At 46.1% G+C, this 25,345-nt stretch carries 22 protein-coding genes and 2 pseudogenes; 6 read left to right on the top strand and 18 right to left on the bottom strand.

Translation table 11 applies throughout. The features are described from left to right. Nucleotide 1: 1 nt before the first annotated feature. The 13 genes and pseudogenes from AC0C66_RS11860 to AC0C66_RS11800 form a co-directional block, all read right to left on the bottom strand. On the bottom strand, nucleotides 2–643 hold the full coding sequence (locus AC0C66_RS11860; protein WP_014115235.1) for an acetyltransferase: 642 nt from the start codon (nucleotides 641–643) through the stop codon (nucleotides 2–4). Next, nucleotides 640–1,248: a sugar transferase gene (locus AC0C66_RS11855; RefSeq protein WP_072182611.1), complete on the bottom strand. Its 609-nt coding sequence runs from the start codon at nucleotides 1,246–1,248 to the stop codon at nucleotides 640–642. Before AC0C66_RS11855 ends, AC0C66_RS11860 begins: the two co-directional genes overlap by 4 nt. After that, nucleotides 1,245–2,762 (bottom strand): MATE family efflux transporter, encoded by a 1,518-nt coding sequence (locus AC0C66_RS11850; protein ID WP_461845745.1) that lies wholly within the window; start codon nucleotides 2,760–2,762, stop codon nucleotides 1,245–1,247. Before AC0C66_RS11850 ends, AC0C66_RS11855 begins: the two co-directional genes overlap by 4 nt. After that, nucleotides 2,759–3,793, bottom strand: coding sequence for a glycosyltransferase (locus AC0C66_RS11845; protein ID WP_461845746.1), 1,035 nt, complete (start codon nucleotides 3,791–3,793; stop codon nucleotides 2,759–2,761). The genes AC0C66_RS11850 and AC0C66_RS11845 overlap by 4 nt, the downstream gene beginning before the upstream one ends. Continuing rightward, entirely contained in the window at nucleotides 3,790–4,866 is a 1,077-nt protein-coding gene (locus AC0C66_RS11840; RefSeq protein ID WP_461845747.1) for a polysaccharide pyruvyl transferase family protein, read from the bottom strand. The genes AC0C66_RS11845 and AC0C66_RS11840 overlap by 4 nt, the downstream gene beginning before the upstream one ends. 4 nt (nucleotides 4,867–4,870) lie before the next feature. After that, nucleotides 4,871–5,905, bottom strand: a complete 1,035-nt coding sequence (locus AC0C66_RS11835; RefSeq protein WP_461845748.1) for a glycosyltransferase family 2 protein — start codon at nucleotides 5,903–5,905, stop codon at nucleotides 4,871–4,873. Nucleotides 5,906–5,929: 24 nt separating this feature from the next. Next, nucleotides 5,930–7,033, bottom strand: coding sequence for a biofilm exopolysaccharide biosynthesis protein EpsG (gene epsG, locus AC0C66_RS11830; RefSeq protein ID WP_014115240.1), 1,104 nt, complete (start codon nucleotides 7,031–7,033; stop codon nucleotides 5,930–5,932). Continuing rightward, nucleotides 7,030–8,185: pseudogene (locus AC0C66_RS11825) on the bottom strand (glycosyltransferase family 1 protein). The gene epsG and the pseudogene AC0C66_RS11825 overlap by 4 nt, the downstream one beginning before the upstream one ends. Beyond that, nucleotides 8,178–9,014: a glycosyltransferase EpsE gene (epsE, locus tag AC0C66_RS11820; protein ID WP_327816530.1), complete on the bottom strand. Its 837-nt coding sequence runs from the start codon at nucleotides 9,012–9,014 to the stop codon at nucleotides 8,178–8,180. Before epsE ends, AC0C66_RS11825 begins: the two are co-directional and overlap by 8 nt. Further along, a complete protein-coding gene (locus tag AC0C66_RS11815; protein ID WP_014115243.1) occupies nucleotides 9,011–10,156 on the bottom strand; it encodes a glycosyltransferase family 4 protein in 1,146 nt (381 codons plus the stop codon). Before AC0C66_RS11815 ends, epsE begins: the two co-directional genes overlap by 4 nt. Before the next feature lie 11 nt (nucleotides 10,157–10,167). Further along, the gene (locus tag AC0C66_RS11810; protein WP_327816529.1) at nucleotides 10,168–11,988 is read right to left on the bottom strand and encodes a polysaccharide biosynthesis protein; all 1,821 of its coding nucleotides are present in this window, start codon (nucleotides 11,986–11,988) and stop codon (nucleotides 10,168–10,170) included. 235 nt (nucleotides 11,989–12,223) lie between these two features. Then, on the bottom strand, nucleotides 12,224–12,907 hold the full coding sequence (gene epsB, locus AC0C66_RS11805) for a protein tyrosine kinase EpsB (protein WP_014115245.1): 684 nt from the start codon (nucleotides 12,905–12,907) through the stop codon (nucleotides 12,224–12,226). A 5-nt stretch (nucleotides 12,908–12,912) separates the two neighbouring features. Further along, the gene (locus AC0C66_RS11800; RefSeq protein ID WP_061187878.1) at nucleotides 12,913–13,617 is read right to left on the bottom strand and encodes a YveK family protein; all 705 of its coding nucleotides are present in this window, start codon (nucleotides 13,615–13,617) and stop codon (nucleotides 12,913–12,915) included. Nucleotides 13,618–13,862: 245 nt separating this feature from the next. Here AC0C66_RS11800 and slrR point away from each other — a divergent pair, with 245 nt between their 5' ends. From slrR to AC0C66_RS11785, 3 genes are all read left to right on the top strand, one after another. Continuing rightward, on the top strand, nucleotides 13,863–14,321 hold the full coding sequence (slrR, locus tag AC0C66_RS11795) for an HTH-type transcriptional regulator SlrR (RefSeq protein ID WP_061187877.1): 459 nt from the start codon (nucleotides 13,863–13,865) through the stop codon (nucleotides 14,319–14,321). A gap of 74 nt (nucleotides 14,322–14,395) precedes the next feature. Further along, nucleotides 14,396–15,865 (top strand): para-nitrobenzyl esterase, encoded by a 1,470-nt coding sequence (pnbA, locus tag AC0C66_RS11790; protein ID WP_461845749.1) that lies wholly within the window; start codon nucleotides 14,396–14,398, stop codon nucleotides 15,863–15,865. Between the two features lie 2 nt (nucleotides 15,866–15,867). Further along, nucleotides 15,868–16,059, top strand: coding sequence for a hypothetical protein (locus tag AC0C66_RS11785; protein WP_072182621.1), 192 nt, complete (start codon nucleotides 15,868–15,870; stop codon nucleotides 16,057–16,059). 26 nt (nucleotides 16,060–16,085) lie between these two features. Here AC0C66_RS11785 and padC read toward each other — a convergent pair whose 3' ends face one another. From padC to AC0C66_RS11760, 5 genes and pseudogenes are all read right to left on the bottom strand, one after another. Continuing rightward, on the bottom strand, nucleotides 16,086–16,571 hold the full coding sequence (gene padC, locus AC0C66_RS11780) for a phenolic acid decarboxylase (protein WP_003235304.1): 486 nt from the start codon (nucleotides 16,569–16,571) through the stop codon (nucleotides 16,086–16,088). Between the two features lie 21 nt (nucleotides 16,572–16,592). After that, a pseudogene (locus AC0C66_RS11775) lies at nucleotides 16,593–17,049 on the bottom strand (DUF3237 domain-containing protein). 128 nt (nucleotides 17,050–17,177) lie between these two features. Continuing rightward, the gene (gene racX, locus AC0C66_RS11770) at nucleotides 17,178–17,861 is read right to left on the bottom strand and encodes a broad specificity amino-acid racemase RacX (protein WP_072182622.1); all 684 of its coding nucleotides are present in this window, start codon (nucleotides 17,859–17,861) and stop codon (nucleotides 17,178–17,180) included. A 15-nt stretch (nucleotides 17,862–17,876) separates the two neighbouring features. Continuing rightward, complete coding sequence (locus AC0C66_RS11765; protein WP_072182623.1) at nucleotides 17,877–19,232, bottom strand: serine hydrolase; 1,356 nt, start codon at nucleotides 19,230–19,232, stop codon at nucleotides 17,877–17,879. Between the two features lie 147 nt (nucleotides 19,233–19,379). Further along, complete coding sequence (locus tag AC0C66_RS11760) at nucleotides 19,380–19,937, bottom strand: C1q-like domain-containing protein (protein WP_072182624.1); 558 nt, start codon at nucleotides 19,935–19,937, stop codon at nucleotides 19,380–19,382. Between the two features lie 596 nt (nucleotides 19,938–20,533). Between AC0C66_RS11760 and sacB the strand changes: the two genes are divergently transcribed. The 3 genes from sacB to aspP all read left to right on the top strand — a co-directional run bounded on the left by sacB (nucleotide 20,534) and on the right by aspP (nucleotide 25,252). Then, nucleotides 20,534–21,955 carry a levansucrase gene (gene sacB, locus AC0C66_RS11755; RefSeq protein ID WP_072182625.1) on the top strand — a complete coding sequence of 474 codons (1,422 nt, stop codon included), beginning with the start codon at nucleotides 20,534–20,536 and terminating at the stop codon, nucleotides 21,953–21,955. Nucleotides 21,956–22,031: 76 nt separating this feature from the next. Beyond that, complete coding sequence (locus tag AC0C66_RS11750; protein WP_072182626.1) at nucleotides 22,032–23,582, top strand: glycoside hydrolase family 32 protein; 1,551 nt, start codon at nucleotides 22,032–22,034, stop codon at nucleotides 23,580–23,582. A 107-nt stretch (nucleotides 23,583–23,689) separates the two neighbouring features. Further along, on the top strand, nucleotides 23,690–25,252 hold the full coding sequence (gene aspP, locus AC0C66_RS11745) for an aspartate/proton symporter AspP (protein WP_014115255.1): 1,563 nt from the start codon (nucleotides 23,690–23,692) through the stop codon (nucleotides 25,250–25,252). Nucleotides 25,253–25,345 lie beyond the last annotated feature (93 nt).

Below are 25,345 nucleotides of genomic sequence, written 5' to 3'. Positions count from 1 at the left end.
TTTATGTCTGAATGGAAGAAATAATGCGCGCCGGGGCACCGGCAGCCGTTACCCTGTCCGGTATGGAACGGATCACTGCGGAGCCGGCGCCGACAATGCTCCAAGATCCGATTGTGAGCTGCGGTATGACGGCCGCGCCGGTTCCGACGTGAGCGCCTTCCTGAACGGCGACCGCTCCTGATAGCGTGACACGCGGAGAAAGATGAACGTAATCGCTGATTTGATTATCATGCTCTGCCACTGCGCCCGTATTGATGATGCAGTGGGCGCCGATACGCGCATCCGCCTGAATGATTGCGCCCGCCATAATCACGGTCCCTTCCCCGATGACAGCCGACTTGCTGACGATGGCTGACGGGTGAATCAATGTAATGAAATCTTCTTTCTTAAGTCCCAGTCGCTCCGCCAGCTGTTTTCTGACACTGTTGTTTCCGATGGCGACCAGAAACAATACATCGGGAATGAGCCTTCGCAATTCAGCAACGGCTTCCGGCGGGCCTGTGTACCACTCTGATCCCGCTTCAAATGTTCGGAATTTATCATCAAGCACCGCGGCTAATCGCATGTCTGACCGAGCGTTTATCAGCTCTCTGATCACCTTTCCGTGTCCGCCGTCACCCACAATGGCCACGTTTCTTCTCATGAGGACACATCTCCGCTTCCCGTAAACCGTTCCGCTGTCACGTGATTGGTTTGCTGAATCCCTTCTGAAACAAGTACTTTTCGCACCGTCAAACATAAAATTTTCATATCGAGAAAAAATGATCGGTTGTCAACGTACCAAACATCTAATTCAAATTTCTTTTCCCAGGAAATCGCGTTTCTGCCGTTGATTTGTGCCCAGCCTGTGATACCCGGCTTCACCTCATGGCGCCGTGCCTGCTTTTCTGTATAAAGCGGCAGATAGTCCATCAAAAGCGGCCGCGGACCGACAAGGCTGAGATCACCTTTTAGGACATTCACCAGCTGCGGAAGCTCATCAATGCTCAGCTTTCTGATCAGCCTGCCCGTTTTCGTCAGCCGGACTTCATCAGGCAGCAGATTTCCTTCACTGTCCCGTTCATCCGTCATCGTTCGGAATTTATAAAGGGTGAACGGATTGCCGTGCAGGCCCGGCCTTACTTGCTTAAAGAAGACAGGTGATCCTATTTTCAGCCTGACAACGGCTATGGTGAATAAAATGATGACACTCGTACAGCACAATAAAAAAATGGCGGCCGTCAGATCAAAAAGTCGTTTCAGGATCAAAGATTCACAGCTCCTTTCGTTTTTCGAAACCGCTTTAGTACCAGCTGTCTTTCCTCTTTCGTACAAACGAGCATAAAAGCGAAAACCGCGTAGCAGCAGCTGACTGTCATTCCCGCCGCTATCAGTGATGCCCAGCCGTCAATCTTCACAACGAACTGGATTGCCTCACAGACCGCCCACGCAAACACAGCCGCTGAAAGAGGCCCGATTATCCCTTTAAAGAACACGTGCTTTTTGTAGCCGGTAATGCGGGATACGTAAAGCGGCGTAAAGATGGCATTTTTCAAAATAAGGGATACCGCCCCGGCCAATGTAATGCCGTACAGTCCGAGATGGGCCGGCCCGCTCAGCGTGACAGCCAGCACCACATTCACTGCGCCTAACAGCAGGGTAACGATCGCCGGTGTTTTTTGTTTATTAAAGGCGGTCCATATATAAAACAGCGGCATAAAGGCGAGGCTGACCACTAAGTATCCGGCATGAATATATAAAAGCGGTGCTATAGACGAAAAGGATGGTCCAAGCCAGATCGTCAGAAAAGGCCCCGCCAATCCGCCCAATAAGGCAGCAGGAAGCGCAAGCAAAAGACCGTTCAGCCTCACTGCCTTGTTGGCGTAATTCACTAATCCGTCCATATCGCCTTTTGAATAATATGAAGTAATAAGAGGCGCAAACAGGGATGCGACCGTGCCAGCCAAGCTGCGCAGCAGCAGCGGAAACTGGATAATCGCCGCGTATTTCCCGGATGCAGACGCCCCCAGCACCAAATTGGCAGTTAATAGATCAATCTGCAAAAAAAGCAGGACGCCGATTTGATTGACGGAGCTCCATGCGCCCGCCTGAAACAGCTCCCTGCTTATGCGGAATGAAAGATCCTTCATCCGAAACGAAAACCACGGAATCAGTTTTTTGAAGAAATAGAAAGACAGCACAGACGCGATGACAGCACCAGCTAAAGCGGCAAGCTGGATCTGCCAGATTTTCGGCGCAAAACATGCAAACAAGAGCAGCACAGACAGCACGCGTATCAGCATTTGCACCGCCTGAATTGAACTGGTGATGTAAAGGCGGTTTGCATAAAATGGTGCAGCGCCGAAACCCGCCATCAGAAACGTTAAAATGAACAGCAGACTGCCGATCAAAATTGACAGACGCACATCAGCCAAAAGCGCTGGCGGCACGTTCATGACGCGGTCAATAAAGAAAGCCGAACCCGCAAGAGGCAGCAAAAGTAGCATTGAAATCAGAACAGACGCCGCTAAATAATTACTGATATACGCATTTGCTTTATCGCGCTCTCCCCTGTGGGCGGCGACAGAAAAGAACCGCACAACAACCGAACTGAGCGCCACGGTGATAATCGAAAAGTAATTAATCACATTTTGTGTCAAATGAACAAAGCCGAACGCTTCCACACCGAGCGTTTTGACAATAAAAGGCGTCATCCAGACCGACAGGAAAACGGACAAGAGAAAAGCCGTGAGATTTGCGCTGAAGTTTATCGTGAATTTCATGCCTGCTTTGCACTGCCTTTCATCGTTCCCCGCTGCTCAAAAAACAGCTTGATGAGAAATATGAGCCGTAATTTGCACAGTCCTAATACCAAACGCTCGCCTCTTAATAATTTCTCATGCTGGACCGGTGTATTTCTGACAGCCTGCCGCACCATGTCATAGGATAAAATGTGTCTAATCTGTTTTTTGATGTCTTTCGGCGGTTTCGGAGAAGCACAGGCGTTTGCGAGAAGCATCGGAAGCTGGTGCTTGCAAATGTACACATTCAAATCTTCTTTGCATGCACCTGCTAAACCGTAATGATTATAGAATGCGATTTTCGCCTGATATTGCTTTTGGATATATTCATCCATCGCCGGCTTATAAGGAATTTCTGTCAGGCTGTTCGGATTTTCACGATAGATGTACAAGCCTTCATCCAGCATTTTCACCCGCTCGGCTTCGCAAAAAGCGGACAAATTGAAGGGAGAATCTTCAGCAAAACGGATGTCTTCATCGAACATCAGATTGGCTCTCTCCAAAAGCTCACGGCGATAAACATAACGCCATACATACCAGATAAATCTCGTTTCGTGAGCATGTTTGAGCCGTTCAGCCATTTCCGGTTTTGTCAGCACGCGGTTTATGTCAAGCTGCGGCGGCACATACACGCGCCTGTCCGCTGACTGCTTATAAAAACCGCACCCAGCGATGTCGAGCCGATTTTGTTCTGCTTCTTCAATCAGCCTCTGGAACATGGCGGAAGATACATAATCGTCTCCGTCAACAAAGCCGATATAAGTACCCCGCGCGGCCTTTATTCCCGCATTTCGTGCTGAGCTCAGCCCGCCGTTTGCCTGATGAATGACCCGGATTCTCGCATCCCGTTTTGCATAGTCCTCTGCAATCTCGCCTGAACGATCCGGTGTTCCGTCATTCACGAGAATAATTTCAATATCAGAAAACGTTTGACGAAGCAGAGAGTCAATGCACTCTTCTATAAATGGTTCAACGTTATACATCGGGACAATAATGCTGACGAGCGGGGTCATAGCGCTTCACCGCTGATTTTGTCCCGCAGTCCTTTAAAATACATATCTCTCGGAAAGCCGGCACGGGGTGTTTCTTTTGTTAACAGTTCTTTTACTGCGGCTGTTACACGCTCCGGGTCCGGATGTTCAATCAGCTTCATGGATGGGATGTCTCTGAGCCAGTGATAGCCTTCCATCACCTTGTGGTCAAAGGAGCGGATGACGACACACGGCGTTCCTGTCAGCGCGCAAAAAATCATGCCATGAAGCCTGTCAGTGACAACGGCTTCTGCGCTTTGCAGCTTAGACCACAGCGCTTCAAGCTCCCGCTCCCGTGAATCGCGGCTGATCCGGCGCCCGATCGTTGTCGTAAAGGCTTTGATGTCGCCGAATTCTTCAAATAGCGCAGCCTTTACCCGGTTTCTCTCATCCTCCTGAAGCACGCTTTCCTGATCCTCACGCAAACACATATAAACCCCTTCGCGCTCTGCGGGGGTCTTGCTTCTATCTAAATACAGCACCATGTCCGGCTGCTTCAAAATCGTTTTTTCTTGAAAATGCCGTTTCATAAACTGATACGTTGTTTCATCCCGGGCCATCAGCAATAGGCCAGGGTGCGCGTTATAAATTTTCTGCGCCCGTTTCAGCTCTTTGCGCCCTTTTTTCGTGTCAGAAAAATGAGCCGTTGCCGGCAGCTGGACAACTCGATAGTCGTGAAATGTTTTAATGATGAAGCGGCGCGTCCACTCCTCATAACGGTATAAATCACCCATGTTTCCTCCGCCGATGATAAAGACCATATCCTCCGGATGGCGCGAGCGGAGCAGCGCTTTTGCTGATTTGTAAATGTCCTTCATATCGACCTCGACGATGTCAAAATCGGGGTATTCCTGGTCAAGAAATGCTTTGCTGGCATAAGCAATCGCATGATCTCCCAAATTGTCATGGGACGGCAGCAGGGTCAGTATGATTTTTTTCTGATGTGCTTCGGTCTTTACCGGCTGATCGGCCGTACCCAGCCAATATTGAGACGGGTATTTGACCTTAAGCAGCAGCCATTCTGCAAGATTGATTTTCAATGATTGTAACGACATGTCCTCACCCTCTGTTTCTCATTTTGTACTCGATCGCCCGCTGATACACGGCCGAGGCCATAGCGACGAACGGAATCATTCTGTATTTCGCCATCAGAAGCAGGCATGATCGTTTTGCGTCAAAGGGCGCAGTACCCGTTTTTGAGAGGCTCTCCCGAAACACTGGATCCGCGCAAATCACGCCGACATTTCTAAGCTTTTCGAGCAGCCGGCGGCTTCCGCTTGTTTTCCATTCGTTCAGCATACAGATGCTGCTGTGAAGCACCATAAAAGTATCAAGCTCCTTTTGGTACGCCTCCAGTTTGTTGTTCTCCTGTAAAAACGCTGCATTTGCCTCATACAGCGCAAGCCCTGATTCAAACAGTTTTTTCTGATAGCTTTGCACAATGGAGGAAAGGTGAATCCGGTAATGATAGAGCGGCGCTTTCACATAGGATACCGAGCGGGCGAAAAAATGAGCCCGAAAGCTGAAAAACTGATCCTCCACATGCTCTAGCTCGCCGCGGAGCGGAAACGACAGCCGATGCGCTTCAACCATGCTTCTTCTGTACAGTTTGTTCCATGAAAACCCTCTGACCTTTCCTTCAAATAACGCCTTGATATACTGCTCCTTCGGCTGATTCTGATAGGTTTCTGTAATATCAGAGATCATGGTTTTTCCAGTGTCCTCAAACTCCGCGGCGTAATTGCAAATGACCAGATCCGTTTTATCGTCTGCTGCCTGGAGCATTCGCTCGCAATAATCAGGTTCGATCCAATCGTCTGAATCTATAAACGCGATAAACTCGCCGCGTGCCGCGTCGATGCCTTTATTCCGAACCGCGCCGAGACCCTGGTTCTCCTGATGAAACACCCTGAATCTGTGATCGTTTTTGGCGTATTCCTCCGCGATTTCCGGGCTGTCATCTGCTGAACCGTCATTGACAATGATGATTTCAATATTATTCAGCGTCTGGTTCCGCAGTGATTCGAGACACGTTCTGATATATGTTTCTGTGTTATAAACAGCGACTAACAGACTAACCGCAGGTGTTTCCATAATGACCGGCTCCTCTTGCATAAATTACCGGGAAAAAATCGTTCTGTAAGGCAGAACGGACGAATCAACCGGCATAAGCAAATAACTGTAAAGAAAATAACAAACAATGATAGCGATATAGATAAGGGCATTCGATTTTTCATCAAATATCCTGACGAAATAAGGGACTAAGATCATTTGATACAGGCCGAAATAAATATTGAATCTGGCAAAGATCACATCCTTTGTGGCCAAAAGCCCGAACAAAAAACCGAGCAGGCACAAATTGACGACGATGTCGATTTGCGGCCACAGCTTTCGCAGACGCGCTCTGTAGCAAAAGGCGAGAAACAGCGGCAGAACCAAGACAGCGATTTTGATCACATTCATTCCATTTGTGTTTGTCATGAGCCATTTTTCATAATGGCTGTATGAGCTGTTTTCAAGCACAACGACAAACACAGAAACAAATTTTTGATATAAAAACGTCATGCCTAGAAATAGAGCGGATAAACCGAATATCGCCGGTGACCAGGCTTTTCTTCTGACAATAAAGTACACCGGAATCATAATCAGTGCCGAAGAATGAAAGAGCGAGCTGATCAGCACGATTAGAAAATATCGCTTCCAGTTCCCGCTGATGATATAACGGATCGCCCAAAACAATGCGGCTGCCACCATGTATTGCCTGATGCCGTTAAAAGACGCGTAATAATGAAAGGTTCCTAAAAATAAAAAGACACTCAGCTCAAACGGCCTTCCGTAATCAGCGAGTGTCTTCATAACCAAACTGTAGGTCACGGCCGCAACCGTTATATACATGATTTGCGGATCTTCCGTGATAAAATTCATCAGCCAAAGGAGTGCGGTAAAGCCCGGATCTGTCGCCGTTTTTGCTGTGCCGAAACCGAATATCTGCCACACATTTTGATAATCGCCCGCCAATTCGTACAGCAGTGTGTATGTCTGAAAATCCGTGCCGACTCTGTAACGCAGACCCGACACGAGCACAAGTGAAGCAAGCGGAATCCAAATCAAAAGTTTATTCGGCCGATACCCCGTGGCGAGCGAATCGTCACGGCCGCCGCACATTTTGGCAAACCAAGACCAAATATATACAATTCCCATATTGACGGCATATACAATCATCGTTTATTGTCCTTTTCCGCTAGTAATGTTGTATACATTCAGCAGCGCTCCTACGTTTTGCTGTGCATCGTAGCCAAGTTTTGCGAGTGTACCTTGGATGAGCTCCTGCTTCGGCCTGCCTGCGGCGGCCGCTCTTGCAATGGTTTCAGCCCAGATGCCGATCGGCTCAGAAAGACTCAATCTCGTCACAAGCCCAAGCCCAGCGTCAACTTTATCTGTAATGTTGTCTGAAATAATGCATGGAAGCCCCGATGCCTGCGCTTCCACTAATACCACCGGCAAGCCTTCGTATAGAGACGGCATGACAAACACATCAAATGTGCGCATCAGCTCATGAATGCGTTCTTCAGTGCCTAAAAAGAGGACTTCTGAAAGCAGATTCTGCTGCCGCGCCTCCTCTTCCATTTTCTCGCGCAGCGGCCCGTCTCCTGCGAGAACGAGCTGAAAGCGAACCCCTCGTTCTTTGAGATGTGCGGCAAGCTTCAGCAAAAACGCGTGGTTTTTCACTTCATGAAACCGGGCCACATGGCCAATGATGAGACGGTCAGCAGCAATGCCGCGTGCTGTTTTTTCTTCATCAGCTCTCTGCCCATTTGGGGCGAACAAATCAAGATCAATCCCGTTCGGAAGGAGATGAACACGCTCCCGCTCCATGTTGGACTGGCCGAATAAAAACCTGCCCGCATCCTCTCCGCAGGCACACAGTGCTGTCGCATTCGCCAAAATAAGCCGCCTAAACACCATCAGCTGCAGGCGATCCTTCCAATTGAAGCCGGTCTTCCACGACGTATTGTGGGAATGACATACCCTGACCGGCACTCCGGCAAGCCTTGCCGCAAGGGCGATAAAACCCGTTTGAAAATCCGTGTGCGCATGAACGGCGCTGAACGGCCCGTTTTCTTTTATCGTGTTTCTTACATTCCTCACAAATGTAAGGGGATTGCTTTGCCCGATGCTCGGGACATAGAAAAGCCGCCCGCCTAAAGATAAAATCTCTTCATCATAAGCGCACGGATCATTTCGATACGTTAAAAAATCAAATTGTACTTTGCTTCTGTCCATTTTCCGATATAAATTCATCACCATGGTTTCCGCGCCGCCCCTGTTCATGCCGCTGAGAACTTGAAGCACGCGTTTTTGGCTGCTACTCATGCTTGACAAGCCCTTCCTTTTGGTTCATCACTCTTTTTTTGTGGTAGCGATTCATCACGGCTGGAGGCATAAATGCGCGAATTAACGGTTTTGCAATATATATGTAATCAGATAGAGGAAGCTTCAAGCGTCTGCATGCCTGATAGACAAGGATGGCATTGTCGATGGAATACGTAAATGACCTCCGTTTGAATGCATCGCTGTCTTCCCTTACTTTATACAACGCTTCTTGGAGATTGTAGCCTCTGAAGCCCTCTTCAAAAAAGCGAAGCCACAAATCAATATCCTCCATCCGTCTCGTCCGCCGCACCGAACGGTAGCCTTTCAGCGTTCGGTAGGCGCTGGCTCTCATCATAATTGTTCCGTGGCAAAACGGGGTTCCTTTTGCCATGATGCCCGGCTCCGGAACAGAAGGCAGGATGCGTGTGCCCCTTACGCCACATTCATCAAATACAAGCATGCCGGTGCCAACCACCTGATAGTGGTGGTGCTTTTCTAAAAACGCGACCTGCTTTTCCAGACGGCGCGGGAATGAAAGGTCGTCTCCATCCTGACGTGCGATATACTCGCCTGTCGCATGCGAAAGACAATGATTTAATGAAGCGGCAAGCCGCTTGTTTGTTTTGTTTTGAATCAGCTTGATGCGATCGCTGTAATGAGCGGCATACTGCTTCGCGATGCGGAGCGTGCCGTCTGTTGACGCATCATCGCACATAATCAGCTCCCAATTTTTATAGGATTGGCTGAGTATGGATTCAATGCATTCCGCCAAAGTGCATTCACAATTATAAATGCCCATAATGACAGAAACTTTCGGTCCTGAGTTCATACGCTTTTCTCCTTTGTATCCATATCCATGTACGCGGAATAAATATCTGCCATTTCTTCTACCGTTCGCGACTCCGAAAAGCGCAAGGCTGTTTTTCGGCCTTCCTGTCCCAGCTTTCTGCAGAGTTCCGGCTTATGGTAAAGCTGTTCAATCCGGCGGGCAAAAGCGGCACTGTCACCGATGTTGATCAGAAAACCGTTTTCTCCATCCCGGATGATTTCCCGATGCCCGCGGTTATCCGTGGCAATCGCCGGTTTTTCCGCTGCCATCCCCTCAAGCACATTCATGCCGAGGCCCTCCCTAATGCTGGATGCGACAGATACATCTGCAAGCTGAATCAGCTCATGAATGTCGCGGCAAAAGCCGTAAAAGCGGACATTGCCGGAAGCACCAAGCTTTTCAGCCAACGTTCGATACGCTTGTTCCATCGCTCCTTCTCCGGCAAAAACAAGGCGGAGCGACGGAATGTGTTCTTTCAGCAAGGCTGCGGCTTCGATTAACAACTTCTGGTTTTTGTTCAGATTGAGCTCAGCGGGATAAACCAATATAAAATCATCTTCACGGAAACCGTGTTTTTCTCTAAGTCTTTGCTGCTCTTCCAGGCTGACAGGCCGGAACCGCTCGGTATTGACGCCGATGCCATGAATTTTCTGCGTCTTTCCGCTCCGCCTTTGAAGTCTCTTCGCCCGTGTGTAATCCTCTTCGTTGATCGTAATCAGGCAGTCTGTATATGCCGAAAGCCATTTCTCAATCGGATAGTAAAGCAGCCAATTTTTCATCGGCGCTCCGCTGCAAAAGTGAAATCCGTGCGCTGTGTACAGCACCTTTGTTCCATGCCGCCTGGCCTGCCTCGCCGCTAGTCTGGCAAGCACGCCGCCGACCGGCGTATGGCAATGGACAATATCGTATTGATTGGTGTTGATCACTTCCTTCAGCTGTCTGTAAACGGCCAGATTCTGAGGATGAAAGGGTGACCTGCGAATTGGGATGGAGAACTTCTCATCCACATACGGCAGCTTGGTTTGTCCGCTCGCAGCGACATGAACCTCCCAGCCCATTCGTTTAAACCATTTAAAGTAAGGGAGGTGAAAGGCTTTAAAATGATAATCGACAGTCGCGCAAAACAATATCTTTTTCGTCATCTTCACTCCCCCTAATGAGCACTGGCAGCCGTCATTTCGTCTGATGTATTGATTGCCGCAAACAGCCTCGCTCTCAAGTCGGCTTCCGGCAGATCATTAAAATCCTCAATAAAGCGCATCAGCACCGGCCAATCGCCGTCAACTGCTTTGCCGATATGAATTTTCGGAAAGATTTGTTCAGCGTGTACTTCATTTTTATTCAGCAATTCCTCATACATTTTTTCGCCGGGACGAATGCCTGTGAATTCGATTGGAATCTGCTCAGTCGTGTAGCCGGACAAATGAATGAGGTTTTTGGCAAGATCCACAATCTTTACAGGCTCTCCCATATCGAGAACGAAAATCTGACGCCCTTTCGCCAGTGCCCCGGCCTGGATGACAAGTCTTGAGGCCTCGGGTATCGTCATGAAATAGCGGGTCATGGCCGGATGTGTTACCGTCACCGGGCCGCCTTTTTCAATCTGTTTTTTGAAAATCGGAATGACGCTGCCGCGGCTCCCAAGTACATTGCCGAAGCGGACAGCGACAAACTTGGTTCTGCTGATTTTTCCAAGATTCATAATAATCATCTCGGCGAATCGTTTTGTCGCCCCCATTACATTAGCCGGGTTCACCGCTTTGTCTGATGAAATCAGCACAAACGTCTCTGTCCCCGACATATCGGCTGCTTCCGCGACATTTTTTGTTCCGATGATATTGTTTTTGACAGCCTCTTCAGGATTATGTTCCATTAAAGGCACATGCTTATGGGCAGCTGCATGGTAGACCACGTGCGGCTCGTACTTTTTCATCAAGGTAAACATTTTATCGCGGTCCTGCACATCCGCAATTTCCGTATGGAACACAATGTGTTTGCCGAATCGTCCGTTCAGCTCTGTATAAATCGAATGAATGCTGTTTTCCCCATGGCCGAGCAGAATGATTTCATTAGGCTGAAACGGGCTGATCTGCCGGCAGATTTCTGAGCCGATTGATCCGCCCGCTCCCGTGACAAGAACTGTTTTTCCTTTGATGCGGTTCGAAATTTCGCTTGTGTCGAGGGTTACCGGCTTTCTGCCGAGCAAATCCTCAGCTTTTACATCTCTGATTTGTCCGGCAGTTCGTGTGCCGAGCAGCATTTCATCAAAATGAGGCATAATTTTAATGTTTACTCCAGTTCGCACACATTCTTTATATAACACCTGAAGCTCATGGGTGCGGAGTGAAGGAATGGCAATAATAATATAGTTAATTTTGAGCTTTTGCACCGCAGGCATGATACTATCTTTTCCGCCGATTACGGGCAGCCCCATAATTTCTAATTTATGCTTCGTTTGGTCGTCATCAATAAAAGCGACAGGTATGATGTCAGGATCATCTTTTGAAAGCAGCTGCCTGACCATCAGAGTCCCTCCTGAGCCCGCCCCGATAATCAGCGCGCGGGATGATGCGCTGCGTTTTTTTCTGATGCTTTCTTTTAACACTCTGGATAAAACACGGGTTCCTCCAATAGACAAAAGCTGAAGCACCCAGCATGCGGTTAACAGACGGAAGAACATCGTATGATACACAGCATACTGAATTACGCCTGTCACAGCGGCTGAAAGCGTAATGCCCTTAAGCAGGACGATCAGCTCGCCGAGACCGGTGTATGTCCACACCTGTTTATACTGACGGAACAGGAAAGCACATACATGATAGCTGAGGAGCAAGCTGACAGCGGTAAGCAATAATGCTCCGGAGTCATAAAATTGATAGGAATCTTTTAAAAATTGATATCCTGCAATAACTGAATTTAAAACGAGATAAGTATCCAGCGCAATAATCATTGACAGTCTTCTCCGGTAACTCAACCTTTTCCCCCCTAATTCTTTTATCGGTTTAGCTGCGGCGGTTTTCGTCCACCAAAACATCGGCAGCAGCTAAACCGACAATACATCCTATGTATATATCAGATAAGTGGGCATTTAACCCGTCCTCACGCCCCGCCAGCGACGACCAGCATCTAAGGCAACAACTTCAGCTGCCCACAGCAGAGCCGAGTGCCTCCATTGATACAGGTCAGGAGACATCACCTTTACCATCTATTTAGTAGGAATAGTGTTCCGATTTTTTCATTTTCTTTTTGTTTAAAAGAGCGCCTAACAGCTTCGCATTGGATTGTTCCAGTGCATCCTTTGCTTTCAGGACGGTATCGGTTTTTGTTTTTCCGCTTAAAACAACGAGCACGCTGCCATCTGTCTGATTTGCTAGAATCTGAGCATCCGCAACAGCCAAAAGCGGAGGGGAATCAAAGATGACGAGGCTGAATTGTTCATAGATGTCAGATATTAAATCTCCCATCGCTTTTGAAGACAGCAGTTCAGCCGGATTCGGCGGGGTCGGTCCGCTTGTCAGCACATACAAGTTATCGATCGGCGTCTTTTGCACCGTCTCACTGAGTGAAGCATTCCCGACCAGCACATTTGTCAGCCCGGTTACATTCTCAACCTGAAATGTCTGATTGATGGTGGGCTTTCTTAAATCGGCATCCACCAGCAGCACTTTCTTTTCCTGCTGCTGCGCAAAGACAGCCGCAAGATTCGCTGCACTGAACGATTTACCTTCACCAGGCACTGAGGAGGTGACGAGGATAGACCGCAAGTTGGTCTGAACGGATGAAAACTCAATGTTTGTCCGAATGGTGCGATATTGTTCCGCAACAATTGATTTATTGTGTAAAACGGATATTTGAGCCAAACCTCGTCTTGCTTTCTTTTTTCTAAAGACCACTCGCTTCACTCCCCGAAATGTTTTATCCCGCGATTCCGCCCTTTTTGAACATCAGGGACGGAGCCTAAGCATGGCAATCCGGTTCTCTCGCTGAGCTGCCGTGCGCTTTTGCACGTATCATCGAGAAAATGCAGAAAAAATGCCAGTGTAATGCCGCCCATGACAGCAGCGCCAAAAGCCATAACCATATTTCGCAGCCGGGCCGGCTTGATCATTGGGCTTTCAGAAGCCTTCGCCTCTGATAAAATATGCACGCCTTGTACGTTCATTCTTTCATCTACTTCTTTTTCAAACTTGTTCACTAATGTGTTCGCAATCTCAGCCGCTTTCGCCGGATCGTGGTCCTGAACGGCAACGGTGATAATTTCTGATTCATTTTCACTGCTGGTAATCACTTTTCCTTTCAGCGAGGAAGCCGATTCAGAAAGATGCAATTCCGCCTTGACCTCTTCCATCAAGGCAGTGCTTTTCATAATCGATTGGAACGTGCTGCTGTACTGAAGATTTCGCTGGATGTCACTGAGATTCGAGTTTTCTTCACCGTCTGATTCATGAACCAGCACTTGCGTCGATGCTTGATAGGTCGGTGAAATGACCTTAAATTGCACAAAGCCCGTAATAACGGTGACGCCGATTGTGATGAGCAGAATCAGCACGAATCTGTGTCTGACAATCGCATATAATTCTTTAAAACTCATATTCTCATTCATGTATTCATAGCCTTCAGCCTTCCCGCGGCTGGCTTCCCGCGCCCCTTTCTGTTAATGATTGGATTATAAAAGAAAACTTTATTATTTAAAAATTGCAAAATAAGCCAATAGGTTCTCTTTAGAGAACAAAATCATGATTTTCCTCTTATTTACTGCACTTCCCTTATTATTTTAAATTTTATAAAGAACGGATAATTCCTTATAATGAACAAAATAACGACAGGAATAGAGGAGAATTTCATATCATGATTGGAAGAATTATCCGTTTGTACCGTAAAAGAAAAGGCTATTCTATTAATCAGCTGGCTGTGGAGTCAGGTGTATCTAAATCCTATTTAAGCAAGATTGAAAGAGGCGTTCATACAAATCCGTCCGTTCAATTTTTAAAGAAAATTTCCGCCACACTGGAGGTTGAATTAACAGAATTATTCGACGCAGAAACAATGATGTATGAAAAAATCAGCGGCAGTGAAGAAGAATGGCGCGTGCATCTTGTGCAAGCCGTCCAAGCCGGAATGGAAAAGGAAGAACTGTTCACTTTTACGAACATACTAAAGAAAGAACAGCCTGAAACCGCTTCCTATCGCAATCGTAAACTGACAGAATCCAATATAGAAGAATGGAAAGCGCTGATGGCGGAAGCAAGAGAAATCGGCTTAACCGTTCAGGAAGTCAAATCCTTCTTCAAAACAATGGGAAGATGAATATCGGCTAAGGGCTGACGTTCGCATCCGCAGGGCAAATCTGTTTATAATGGGGGAAAAAGGGAGAGAATGCGATGACTCATAAAACAGTAACAACTCAATACGGCAAAGTAAAAGGCACAACAGAAAATGGCGTACATAAATGGAAAGGCATCCCCTATGCCAAACCGCCTGTCGGACCATTGCGTTTTAAAGCACCGGAACCTCCGGAAGCGTGGGAGAACGAACTGGACGCAACAGCGTACGGCCCTATTTGCCCGCAGCCGTCTGATTTGCTGTCACTTTCATACGCTGAGCTTCCCCGACAGTCTGAGGCTTGCCTGTATGTCAATGTATTTGCGCCTGACACTCCAAGTCAAAACCTGCCTGTCATGGTGTGGATTCACGGCGGGGCTTTTTATCTTGGAGCAGGCAGTGAGCCATTATACGATGGGTCAAGACTTGCGGCGCAGGGAGAAGTCATTGTCGTTACACTGAATTATCGTCTAGGGCCGTTTGGATTTTTACATTTGTCTTCGTTTGATGAGGCGTATTCCGATAACCTTGGGCTTTTGGACCAAGCCGCCGCACTGAAATGGGTGCGAGACAATATCTCAGCATTTGGCGGTGATCCGGATAACGTAACGGTATTTGGAGAATCTGCAGGCGGTATGAGCATTGCCGCGCTGCTCGCTATGCCTGCGGCAAAAGGCCTGTTCCAGAAAGCGATCATGGAAAGCGGCGCTTCTAGAACAATGACAAAAGAAAAAGCGGCTAGCACCGCAGCAGCCTTTTTAAAGGTCCTGGGGATTAACGAGAGCCAATTGGACAGATTGCACACTGTATCTGCGGAAGATTTGCTTCAAGCGGCCGATCAGCTTCGGAAAGCAGAAAATGAAAATATCTTTCAGCTGTTCTTCCAGCCCGCCCTTGATCCGAAAACGCTGCCTGCTGAACCAGAAAAAGCAATCGCAGAAGGTGCTGCTGCCGGCATTCCGCTGTTAATCGGAACAAACCGCGATGAAGGATATTTATTTTTCACCCCGGACTCAGACGTTCATTCTCAGGAAACGCTTGATGCCGCGCTTGAGTATTTATTAGGGCAGTCGCTAGCCGAGAAAGTTTCCGATCTATATCCGCGTTCGCTGGAAAGCCAAATTCATATGATGACTGATTTGTTATTTTGGCGCCCGGCCGTCGCCTATGCCTCCGCCCAGTCTCATTACGCGCCTGTATGGATGTACCGATTCGATTGGCACTCTGGTAAACCGCCGTACAATAAAGCGTTTCACGCATTAGAGCTTCCTTTTGTTTTCGGAAATCTCGACGGGTTAGAACAGATGGCAAAAGCAGATGTTACGGATGAGGTGAAACAGCTTTCTCACACCATACAATCAGCATGGTTCACGTTCGCCAAAACAGGAAACCCAAGCACTGAAGATGTAAAATGGCCGGCGTATCATGAAGAAACAAGACAGACGCTGATATTAGATTCAAAGATTACGATCGAAAACGATCCTGAATCTGAAAAAAGGCAGAAACTATTCCCTTCACAAGGAGAATAAACATGGGGAAAACAGGATACATTGGTGCTGTCATCGTTGTGGCAGCTTGTATCATCATTTTTTCAGCAGTGGTGTTTTTACGTGACACAGCCTATTACCAGCCCATCCGCTGGACTGGAATCATACTGTTTTTCGCGGGAATTGTGATGGTTCCCGAATATAAAGCAAAAAGAAAACCCGGGAAAGAGAAGTAATTCTCTTTCCCGGGTTTTTATGTTTTTTACAATTTTCCCGCGCGAATATCGTCTGTCATTCCTTCATAAGGAGCTTTCGAAATCACTTCTTCATTGTCGGCTCCCTCATTTTTCAGAAATGTAATCTCCGCAAATTCAGGTACAACGTATTTTGGATACGTTTCATATTTTTCGCGGGATTCTTTCATCAGATCAATGTGGTCATTTTGGTAGCAGACCGTAATTTCAGGATGTTCATGCACCCATTTCGGGAAGAAAATAATGCCGTGCATGCGTTTTTCATTCGGCATAAAGTTTAATGAAACATCTGTGCCTGTCGGCTCTGTCCAAGACACTTTATATACGCCTTCTGTCAGTTTGACAATATTGACTTCCTGATCCCGAACCCAGCGTCCGGCAACCATTCCGCTATGAATTCTATAATCAATTGTATGGTCGTTTTTAATATAAATCTCGTATTCCCAACCGTTTTCATAAGTATAAATCATGTGGCTTCCGATAAAGTTTTCCATCTTTCACACTCTCCTTAGTCTTTACTGAACTTCATAAATGTCTAGTCGAACGTAATCAGGGGTTCTTTCTGCGGAACCGATAAACAAGCGGTCATGCAGCCATTGATAGACTTCACTGCCTGTTTCAAATGTCGGCATCGTACGGAAATAAACATGCTCCGGATCAATGATTTCCCCGGCCGCGGCTTGTTTTCGAAAACGGCTCGCTGACTTGCCGTATTCCATTGTTTTCAATGTAAATCAGTTCATGATCTGCTGTTTCGATCACATACCTGGCAGATAAATCTGTTCTGCCGTCAGCGCGAATGATTTGTGAATCTGCACCGCCCGGCAAAATACGCCCCTTTATTTCCCCGGTTATTGTTCCCGAACGAATCGGAATGAATCGTCTCAGTCCCAGGCCTGTCTCACCAATGGTGATAGGCGGATCAACCTTGATTTCTAAAGAGGCGAATGGTTTTAAAACCGGCTTCTTCATGAGCACCACCTCACCTTCAGAAAAAATCATGTAACTATTTACATGTTTACTTTAACATCATTATAGTTAACTGTCAAACAATAGGAATATAAAAAAACAAGGGCTGTGAAAACAGCCCTTGTTTGATACTAGCTTTGATAGGCAAGATATGTGCTGACAGTGCTTTTTGCAAGACAGTCAGAGGAATCTATAATCGGAATCTCACTTTGAATATGATCTAACACCGCATTTAAATCCGTGCAAGCTGAAATGATGATGTCTGCATGCTGACTGATTTCTTCATATAGCGTCTGCCACAATGCTTGTGTGTGCTGCATATGATTTGGCTGTTTGATTGCGGCGATGAGCTGATTCACAGCCTGCTGCCAATGGTCCTTGTGAACAGCTTCTTGTCCATTTGCCTTCAGCCCTTTTTGGTAGATGGCGGATTGGATGGTTGAATCTGTTCCTAAAACCACCGCTTTTTTTGCAGGATGCGGAATCTCTTTTATCGTTTCCTCAATGATATGCAACAAAGGAACCGACAATGCCTGCTGAATCTCTTCATAGTAGACATGTGCCGTATTACAAGGCAGCGCAATGAAATCAACGCCTGTTTTCTCGAGCTTTACCGCTCCGTCGATAATTGCTCTTTTCATCTCACCATGGTCAATCGGACGATCTGCATAGAAGGGTGTCGGACATGAATAGATCATCATGTGCGGATAGTCAGCATCGTTTGAAGCCCCATACAGCTTCTGACAGTAATCAATCACCTTATCAATAAACGGCGAGGTCGATTTCGGCCCCATTCCGGCTAATATTCCGATCATTACGCTCATCCCTTTCTAATTCGTACGGACCGCTTCTTCTTCTGTTCCATCCTCATAAATGATAAAGCTTTTCACAACATCATCACCTAACATAAATTCTAATTCAACAGACAATGATCGCAGAAAGAAACGGGTTTCCGAGGAAGGAAACAATTCCAGTCTCAGCTGCCCAGTGATCTCCAAATAAAGACGTTCATTCTCGGCTGTCACCCGTGCAGCCGTCCCATCCTGAAACGAGTAGCTGCCAACATAGCGGCAGTATATCGCCGTATCAATTGCTTTTTTCTTCTTATCAGCCGGACGTTTTGGAATCTCATATGGCTGGCCAAATAGAATATTTTCCGCAGCCTTCAGAATCGCTTGTTCATATTCAGCATCCTCTTCCTTATTACTCAAATAGATCAGCGTTTTACGATGATCGATATATCGGATCATCGTCGTCGAATAGCCGGGCCACCCTCCGCTATGGCTGACAATCTGCCCTTTTTCAGGACTGTTTTGCAGCACCCAGCCAAAGCCGTAATCAAACGTTCCCCCATTATTCAGGCGTACCGGTGAAAACGCGGCTTCCTTAGAAGCATTACTGATGAAATCGTCCTGATATAAAGCCTGATCAAATCGAAACAAATCGCTTGTGACAGAGTTCACCGTTCCGTCTCCTTGTATGCCATCGAGGTAAACGACATAGCTTGTTTCCTCCAGATCATCAGGAAGGACGTACGTTTCGGAATGTACATCATACACATATCCATATGCATAATGATCAATCCGCTCAGGCCGAAGCCTCCTGTTATACACTCTCGTTTTATTCATGCCGACCGGTGAAAAAATACTTGTATTCATAAAATCCGCATAGCTCATGCCAGATGCTTTTTCAATAATAACCGCCAGCAGCACATACCCCGTATTGCTGTACAGCCAGCCTTCATTCGGCTCAAAATAATTAGGAAGCCCCTCATTCATCAGCATATCGACAATATCCTGATTCAGCGCAATCTTGTGTTGATCCCAATTGCTATAAAACCATCCCATATATTCAGGAAGCCCTGACGTATGGTTCAATAAATGCCGAATCGTTATACCCTGATACGGAAAACCCGGCAGCCACCGCTCCACTTTGTCTTCATATCCAAGAATTCCTTTCTCCTCCAGCAATATGATTCCCAAAGCTGTAAAAGGCTTTGACAAAGACGCTAACTCAAACAAAGAGTTGGTTTGCAAGGGGCGCTTTTCCGTCAATTCTGCATAACCGAAAGAGTGATGATATAAGATATCGCCATCCTCCGCAGCCAGAATCGTCCCGTTGAATTGATATTTTTCGCCTAATGTCTCAAATAACGTCTTAAGATGCTTCCTTTTATACTGCTTCATTCCTCCACCTCCCTTTTCTCTGTACGTTACTAAACTATTAACGTTTCAATTATTTTGAAAATAATAAAAAAGCTGATCAATCCAAAACAGGAAAAATCAACTTTAATATAGAGCGGCTTTGATCTGCCTGAATCAAATATCCCTTTTTTACGAAGTCAGAGAAGGAACTCTAGCGGCTGCAAAACGAGTTCTCGTAGTCGCTTGAATTGTTCCGGCGGCAGTACTTCTCATGGCAACTGTCACCGTATCTCCAGCGTTTAACTGAAGTATTTCCGTAATGGCTACGACTGCCGGGAGATTCCCTGCTTGAGTTTCGTTATTTCCGCCTACCACATCTTGATTCACGAGAAATACGACTTCTAAGTTGAAGTCAACATTCGCATTCGCTTGAAACTCAACTGATGCGTTAAGAGAATATACGCCTGCTGTTCTCGGTGAAAATGCAGATGTGTCGGGGTTATATTCATTCGCCAAATCAAATTGCTCATTTTGAAATAAGACTCCGCTTGCTGCATTTGCAGCCACTGACAAATTCATATTGCTCGTGGCTCTGAAAGCAGAAATAGGCTGGTTAGTAATTGGTGCGAAGGGCTGGTTTTGTTGAGATGTTGGGGTGTTTCCATTTCTGCCTTGCATGACACTTGGTGATAAAAGAGGTTCCGGTCGATCGTTCCTCTTAATCCATTTTGATGGCCGTGGCGGCATGACTTTTTCCTCCTAAAAAAATTCTTTCGCTTCTATCATTTGTTGGCTAGCAATACATTATTATATTGGTCGTTACTGACATTGAAACGGTATCTGCCCGACTGTGCTCAAAAATAGAAATGACAGCAGTAAGTTCCCAAAACGAATTACTGCTTATGATCCAAGATTAATTTCAAGGCATGGTTCACCAAGGATGATCATTTTCTGAACCATTACTCAAAAGGTAACTTTATGCCCATACATCAGGCGTTATAAAAAATACAGAGAATAAAAAGAAATAGATAAACAAGTTAGTTCTTTAGACCCGTAACCTTTACATCCTTTTATGATTTTCTATCAAACAAAAGAGGAAAATAGACCAGTTGCAATCCAAACGAGAGTCTAATAGAATGATGTCGAAAAGTAAATCACGCAGGTTTGTTACTGATAAAGCAGGCAAGACCTAAAATGTGTAAAGGGCAAAGTGTATTCTTTGGCGTCACCCCTTACATATTTTAGGTCTTTTTTTATTGTGCGTAACTGACTTGCCATCTTCAAACAGGAGGGCTGGACGAAGCAGACCGCTAACACAGTACATAAAAAAGGAGACATGAACGATGAACATCAAAAAGTTTGCAAAACAAGCAACAGTATTAACCTTTACTACTGCACTGCTGGCAGGAGGCGCGACTCAAGCGTTTGCGAAAGAAACAAATCAAAAACCGTATAAGGAAACTTACGGCATTACCCATATTACCCGCCATGATATGCTGCAAATCCCTGAACAGCAAAAAAACGAAAAATATCAGGTGCCCGAATTCGATCCATCCACAATTAAAAATATCTCTTCTGCAAAAGGCCTGGACGTTTGGGACAGCTGGCCATTGCAAAACGCTGACGGCACAGTCGCAAACTATCACGGCTACCACATCGTCTTTGCATTAGCCGGAGACCCTAAAAATGCGGATGACACATCCATTTACATGTTCTATCAAAAAGTCGGCGAAACTTCTATTGACAGCTGGAAAAACGCTGGCCGCGTCTTTAAAGACAGCGACAAATTCGATGCGAATGATTCTATCCTAAAAGAACAAACACAAGAATGGTCTGGTTCAGCTACATTTACATCTGACGGAAAAATCCGTTTATTCTATACTGATTTCTCCGGTAAACATTACGGTAAACAAACACTAACAACTGCACAAGTTAACGTATCAGCATCAGACAGCTCTTTGAACATCAACGGTGTAGAGGATTATAAATCAATCTTTGACGGTGACGGCAAAACGTATCAAAATGTACAGCAGTTCATCGATGAAGGCAACTACAGCTCAGGCGATAACCATACGCTGAGAGATCCTCACTATGTAGAAGATAAAGGCCACAAATACTTAGTATTTGAAGCAAACACTGGAACTGAAGACGGCTACCAAGGCGAAGAATCATTATTTAACAAAGCATACTATGGCAAAAGCACATCATTCTTCCGTCAAGAGAGTAAAAAGCTTCTGCAAAGCGATAAAAAACGCACGGCTGAATTAGCAAATGGCGCACTCGGCATTATTGAGCTAAACGATGACTACACACTGAAAAAAGTCATGAAACCGCTGATTGCATCTAACACAGTCACAGATGAAATTGAACGCGCGAACGTCTTTAAAATGAACGGAAAATGGTACCTGTTCACTGACTCCCGCGGATCAAAAATGACAATTGACGGCATCACATCTAACGACATTTACATGCTTGGTTATGTTTCTAATTCTTTAACTGGCCCATACAAGCCGCTGAACAAAACAGGCCTTGTGTTAAAAATGGACCTTGATCCTAACGATGTGACCTTTACTTACTCACACTTCGCTGTACCTCAAGCGAAAGGAAACAATGTCGTGATTACAAGCTACATGACAAACAGAGGATTCTACGCAGACAAACAATCAACGTTTGCGCCAAGCTTCCTGTTGAACATCAAAGGCAAGAAAACATCTGTTGTCAAAGACAGCATCCTTGAACAAGGACAATTAACAGTTAACAAATAAAAACGCAAAAGAAAATGCCGATATCCTATTGGCATTTTCTTTTATTTCTTATCAACATCATAAAGGTGAATCCCATATGAACTATAAAAAAGCAGGCAAATGGCTAACTGTATTCCTAACCTTTTTAGGAATATTGCTGTTTATCGACTTATTGTCAAACGAAGAACCTGTCAAAAAAACAAAATCAACACAGAAGCCGGACTACCGGGCGGCATATCATTTTACGACGCCGGATAAATGGAAAAATGATCCCCAAAAACCGATCTATTTTGATGGCAAGTATCATTATTTCTATCTATATAACCGGGATTACCCAAAAGGCAACGGCACAGAATGGCGCCATGCAGTATCAGAGGATTTGGTGCATTGGACTGATGAAGGCGTGGCGATTCCGAAATATACAAACCCGGACGGTGATATTTGGACCGGTTCCGTCGTGGTGGATAAAGAGAACACAGCCGGCTTCGGGAAAAACGCGCTTGTCGCGATTGTGACACAGCCTTCAGCCAAAGACAAAAAGCAGGAGCAATATTTGTGGTACAGCACAGACAAAGGAAAATCATTTAAATTCTACAGTGGCAATCCCGTTATGCCTAATCCGGGCACAGACGATTTTAGAGATCCGAAAGTGATATGGGATGGCCAGGATAACAAATGGGTCATGGTCATGGCTGAAGGATCAAAAATCGGCTTTTATGAATCCGATAATCTTAAGGACTGGCATTACACAAGCGGATTCTTCCCAGAGCAGGCGGGAATGGTCGAATGTCCTGACCTCTACATGATGCGGGCAAGCGACGGAACGAATAAATGGGTTCTCGGCGCGAGCGCGAACGGCAAACCATGGGGCAAACCAAATACGTACGCCTACTGGACCGGAGGCTTCGACGGAAAAGAATTTACAGCGGATCAGACCGAAGCCCAATGGCTTGACTACGGCTTTGACTGGTACGGCGGCGTGACGTTCGAAGACGGCAAAAGCACAGATCCATTAGAAAAGCGGTATGCGCTTGCCTGGATGAACAATTGGGATTACGCCAACAACACACCGACACTGAAGAACGGCTTTAACGGCACAGATTCTGTCATACGCGAACTCCGGCTGCAAGAGGAGGATGGCACATACAGCCTCATCTCACAGCCGACCGAAGCTTTGGATCAGCTGACCGTTTCAACTGACAAAGAAGAGGATCAAGATGTGAACGGATCAAAAACACTGTCCATCACAAGTGATACGTACCAGCTTGATATGGATCTTTCTTGGTCAGAGCTGAAGAATGCTGGCGTCAGACTGAGAGAGTCAGAAGATCAAAAACGCCATATTGATGTCGGCATTTTTGCCGAAGGCGGCTATGCATATGTCAACAGAGCGGCCACAAATCAGCCTGACAAAAGCAAGACCTATGTCGAAAGCCAGGCTCCATACGATGTAAGCAAACAGAATGTGCATTTGAAAATTCTCGTGGATAAAACAACGATAGAAGTATTTGTCGACGATGGGAAAACCGTTTTTTCAAATGAAGTGTTCCCAAAGCCTGAAGATAAAGGCATTACTCTTTATTCTGAAGGCGGCACAGCCTCATTCAAAAATATAACGGTGAAACATTTGGATACGGTTCATGAATAAGAAACAGGTGCAGCGCTTGCTGCATCTGTTTTTTTATTAGAGCGGTATTCTCTGTTACATATTGGGCATTGTAAGGAATATAAGGCTGGTTTCTAAGGAGGAAGCGGATGTCTAAACAAGGAAATTTTCAAAAATCAATGTCGTTGTTTGATCTGATTTTGATTGGGATGGGGGCCATCTTTGGGTCTGCTTGGCTGTTTGCCGTCAGTAATGTCGCTTCAAAAGCAGGACCCTCAGGCGCTTTTTCCTGGATCATCGGCGGAGCCATCATTTTGTTAATCGGGCTCGTGTACGCGGAGCTTGGAGCCGCTCTGCCTCGTACCGGAGGCATCATTCGATACCCCGTTTATTCACATGGCCACCTTGTCGGCTATTTAATTTCATTTGTCACAATTGTCGCTTACACAAGCCTTATTTCAATTGAAGTGACGGCTGTGCGTCAGTATGTGGCCTATTGGTTTCCCGGCCTGACCATAAAAGGATCTGATTCGCCGACCATTGCAGGCTGGATTTTGCAGTTTGCCTTGCTATGCTTGTTTTTCCTGCTGAATTATTGGAGCGTCAAAACTTTCGCTAAGGCGAATTTCATCATATCGCTTTTTAAATATATTGTCCCGATTACCATCATTATCGTGCTGATCTTTCATTTTCAGGCTGAGAATTTGTCTGTTGAAGGATTTGCACCGTTTGGTTTTACAGGTATTCAGGCTGCGATTTCGACAGGCGGCGTGATGTTTGCGTATCTCGGCCTCCACCCGATTGTGGCTGTTGCAGGTGAAGTGCAAAATCCAAAACGCAACATCCCAATCGCTTTAATCATTTGCATTATCGTTTCAACCATCATTTACACTGTTTTGCAGATCACATTTATTGGTGCTATCCCGACAGAAACACTGAAAAATGGCTGGCCGGCAATCGCGCGGGAGTTCTCATTGCCGTTTAAAGATATTGCGATCATGCTCGGTTTAGGCTGGCTTGCAACGCTTGTCATTTTAGACGCCATTCTGTCTCCCGGGGGAAACGGGAATATTTTTATGAATACGACGTCTCGCCTCGTTTACGCCTGGGCGCGTAACGGCACATTATTTAGCATATTTTCAAAAGTGAATAAAGAAACGGGAACACCCCGTGCTTCACTCTGGCTTTCGTTTGCCATGTCAATTTTCTGGACGCTCCCCTTCCCTTCGTGGAACGCGCTTGTCAATGTCTGTTCTGTTGCGCTCATCCTTTCTTATGCAATTGCACCAATTTGTTCAGCAGCGCTGAGGGTCAATGCGAAGGACTTAAACAGGCCGTTTTATTTAAAAGGAATGGGCATCATCGGACCGCTTTCCTTTATTTTCACGGCGTTTATCGTGTATTGGTCAGGATGGACAACCGTTTCCTGGCTGCTCGGTTCACAGCTCGTGATGTTTTTAATCTATCTCTGCTTTAGAAAATATGCGCCTCAAGAGGATGTCAGCCTTGCCCAGCAGCTGAAATCAGCGTGGTGGCTTGTCGGATTTTATATCATGATGCTGATCTTTTCCTACATCGGCTCTTTCGGACACGGTTTAGGCATCATCAGCAATCCTGTCGACCTCATTTTAGTCGCCATCGGTTCACTTGCGATTTTCTACTGGGCAAAGTATACCGGGCTCCCGAAAGCCGCTATTGATTATGATAAATAAAGAAGCAAGAATTTTTCTTGCTTCTTTATTCTTTACAAACACACATACCCGCGATAAAATGAATGATAGTCAGTCATTACAGGAGGTGTTCCT

It is taken from the genome of Bacillus sp. VA13, from assembly GCF_055710085.1.
This window is presented reverse-complemented; position numbering and strand designations above follow the sequence as displayed.

What these genes read in the sequence shown, in the direction of transcription:
- AC0C66_RS11860 (WP_014115235.1), bottom strand. Translation starts at nt 643, where the DNA reads ATGAGAAGAAACGTGGCCATTGTGGGTGACGGCGGACACGGAAAGGTG.
- AC0C66_RS11850 (WP_461845745.1), bottom strand. Translation starts at nt 2,762, where the DNA reads ATGAAATTCACGATAAACTTCAGCGCAAATCTCACGGCTTTTCTCTTG.
- AC0C66_RS11845 (WP_461845746.1), bottom strand. Translation starts at nt 3,793, where the DNA reads ATGACCCCGCTCGTCAGCATTATTGTCCCGATGTATAACGTTGAACCA.
- AC0C66_RS11840 (WP_461845747.1), bottom strand. Translation starts at nt 4,866, where the DNA reads ATGTCGTTACAATCATTGAAAATCAATCTTGCAGAATGGCTGCTGCTT.
- AC0C66_RS11835 (WP_461845748.1), bottom strand. Translation starts at nt 5,905, where the DNA reads ATGGAAACACCTGCGGTTAGTCTGTTAGTCGCTGTTTATAACACAGAA.
- epsG (WP_014115240.1), bottom strand. Translation starts at nt 7,033, where the DNA reads ATGATTGTATATGCCGTCAATATGGGAATTGTATATATTTGGTCTTGG.
- epsE (WP_327816530.1), bottom strand. Translation starts at nt 9,014, where the DNA reads ATGAACTCAGGACCGAAAGTTTCTGTCATTATGGGCATTTATAATTGT.
- AC0C66_RS11815 (WP_014115243.1), bottom strand. Translation starts at nt 10,156, where the DNA reads ATGACGAAAAAGATATTGTTTTGCGCGACTGTCGATTATCATTTTAAA.
- AC0C66_RS11800 (WP_061187878.1), bottom strand. Translation starts at nt 13,617, where the DNA reads ATGAATGAGAATATGAGTTTTAAAGAATTATATGCGATTGTCAGACAC.
- slrR (WP_061187877.1), top strand. Translation starts at nt 13,863, where the DNA reads ATGATTGGAAGAATTATCCGTTTGTACCGTAAAAGAAAAGGCTATTCT.
- pnbA (WP_461845749.1), top strand. Translation starts at nt 14,396, where the DNA reads ATGACTCATAAAACAGTAACAACTCAATACGGCAAAGTAAAAGGCACA.
- AC0C66_RS11785 (WP_072182621.1), top strand. Translation starts at nt 15,868, where the DNA reads ATGGGGAAAACAGGATACATTGGTGCTGTCATCGTTGTGGCAGCTTGT.
- padC (WP_003235304.1), bottom strand. Translation starts at nt 16,571, where the DNA reads ATGGAAAACTTTATCGGAAGCCACATGATTTATACTTATGAAAACGGT.
- racX (WP_072182622.1), bottom strand. Translation starts at nt 17,861, where the DNA reads ATGATCGGAATATTAGCCGGAATGGGGCCGAAATCGACCTCGCCGTTT.
- AC0C66_RS11765 (WP_072182623.1), bottom strand. Translation starts at nt 19,232, where the DNA reads ATGAAGCAGTATAAAAGGAAGCATCTTAAGACGTTATTTGAGACATTA.
- AC0C66_RS11760 (WP_072182624.1), bottom strand. Translation starts at nt 19,937, where the DNA reads ATGCCGCCACGGCCATCAAAATGGATTAAGAGGAACGATCGACCGGAA.
- sacB (WP_072182625.1), top strand. Translation starts at nt 20,534, where the DNA reads ATGAACATCAAAAAGTTTGCAAAACAAGCAACAGTATTAACCTTTACT.
- AC0C66_RS11750 (WP_072182626.1), top strand. Translation starts at nt 22,032, where the DNA reads ATGAACTATAAAAAAGCAGGCAAATGGCTAACTGTATTCCTAACCTTT.
- aspP (WP_014115255.1), top strand. Translation starts at nt 23,690, where the DNA reads ATGTCTAAACAAGGAAATTTTCAAAAATCAATGTCGTTGTTTGATCTG.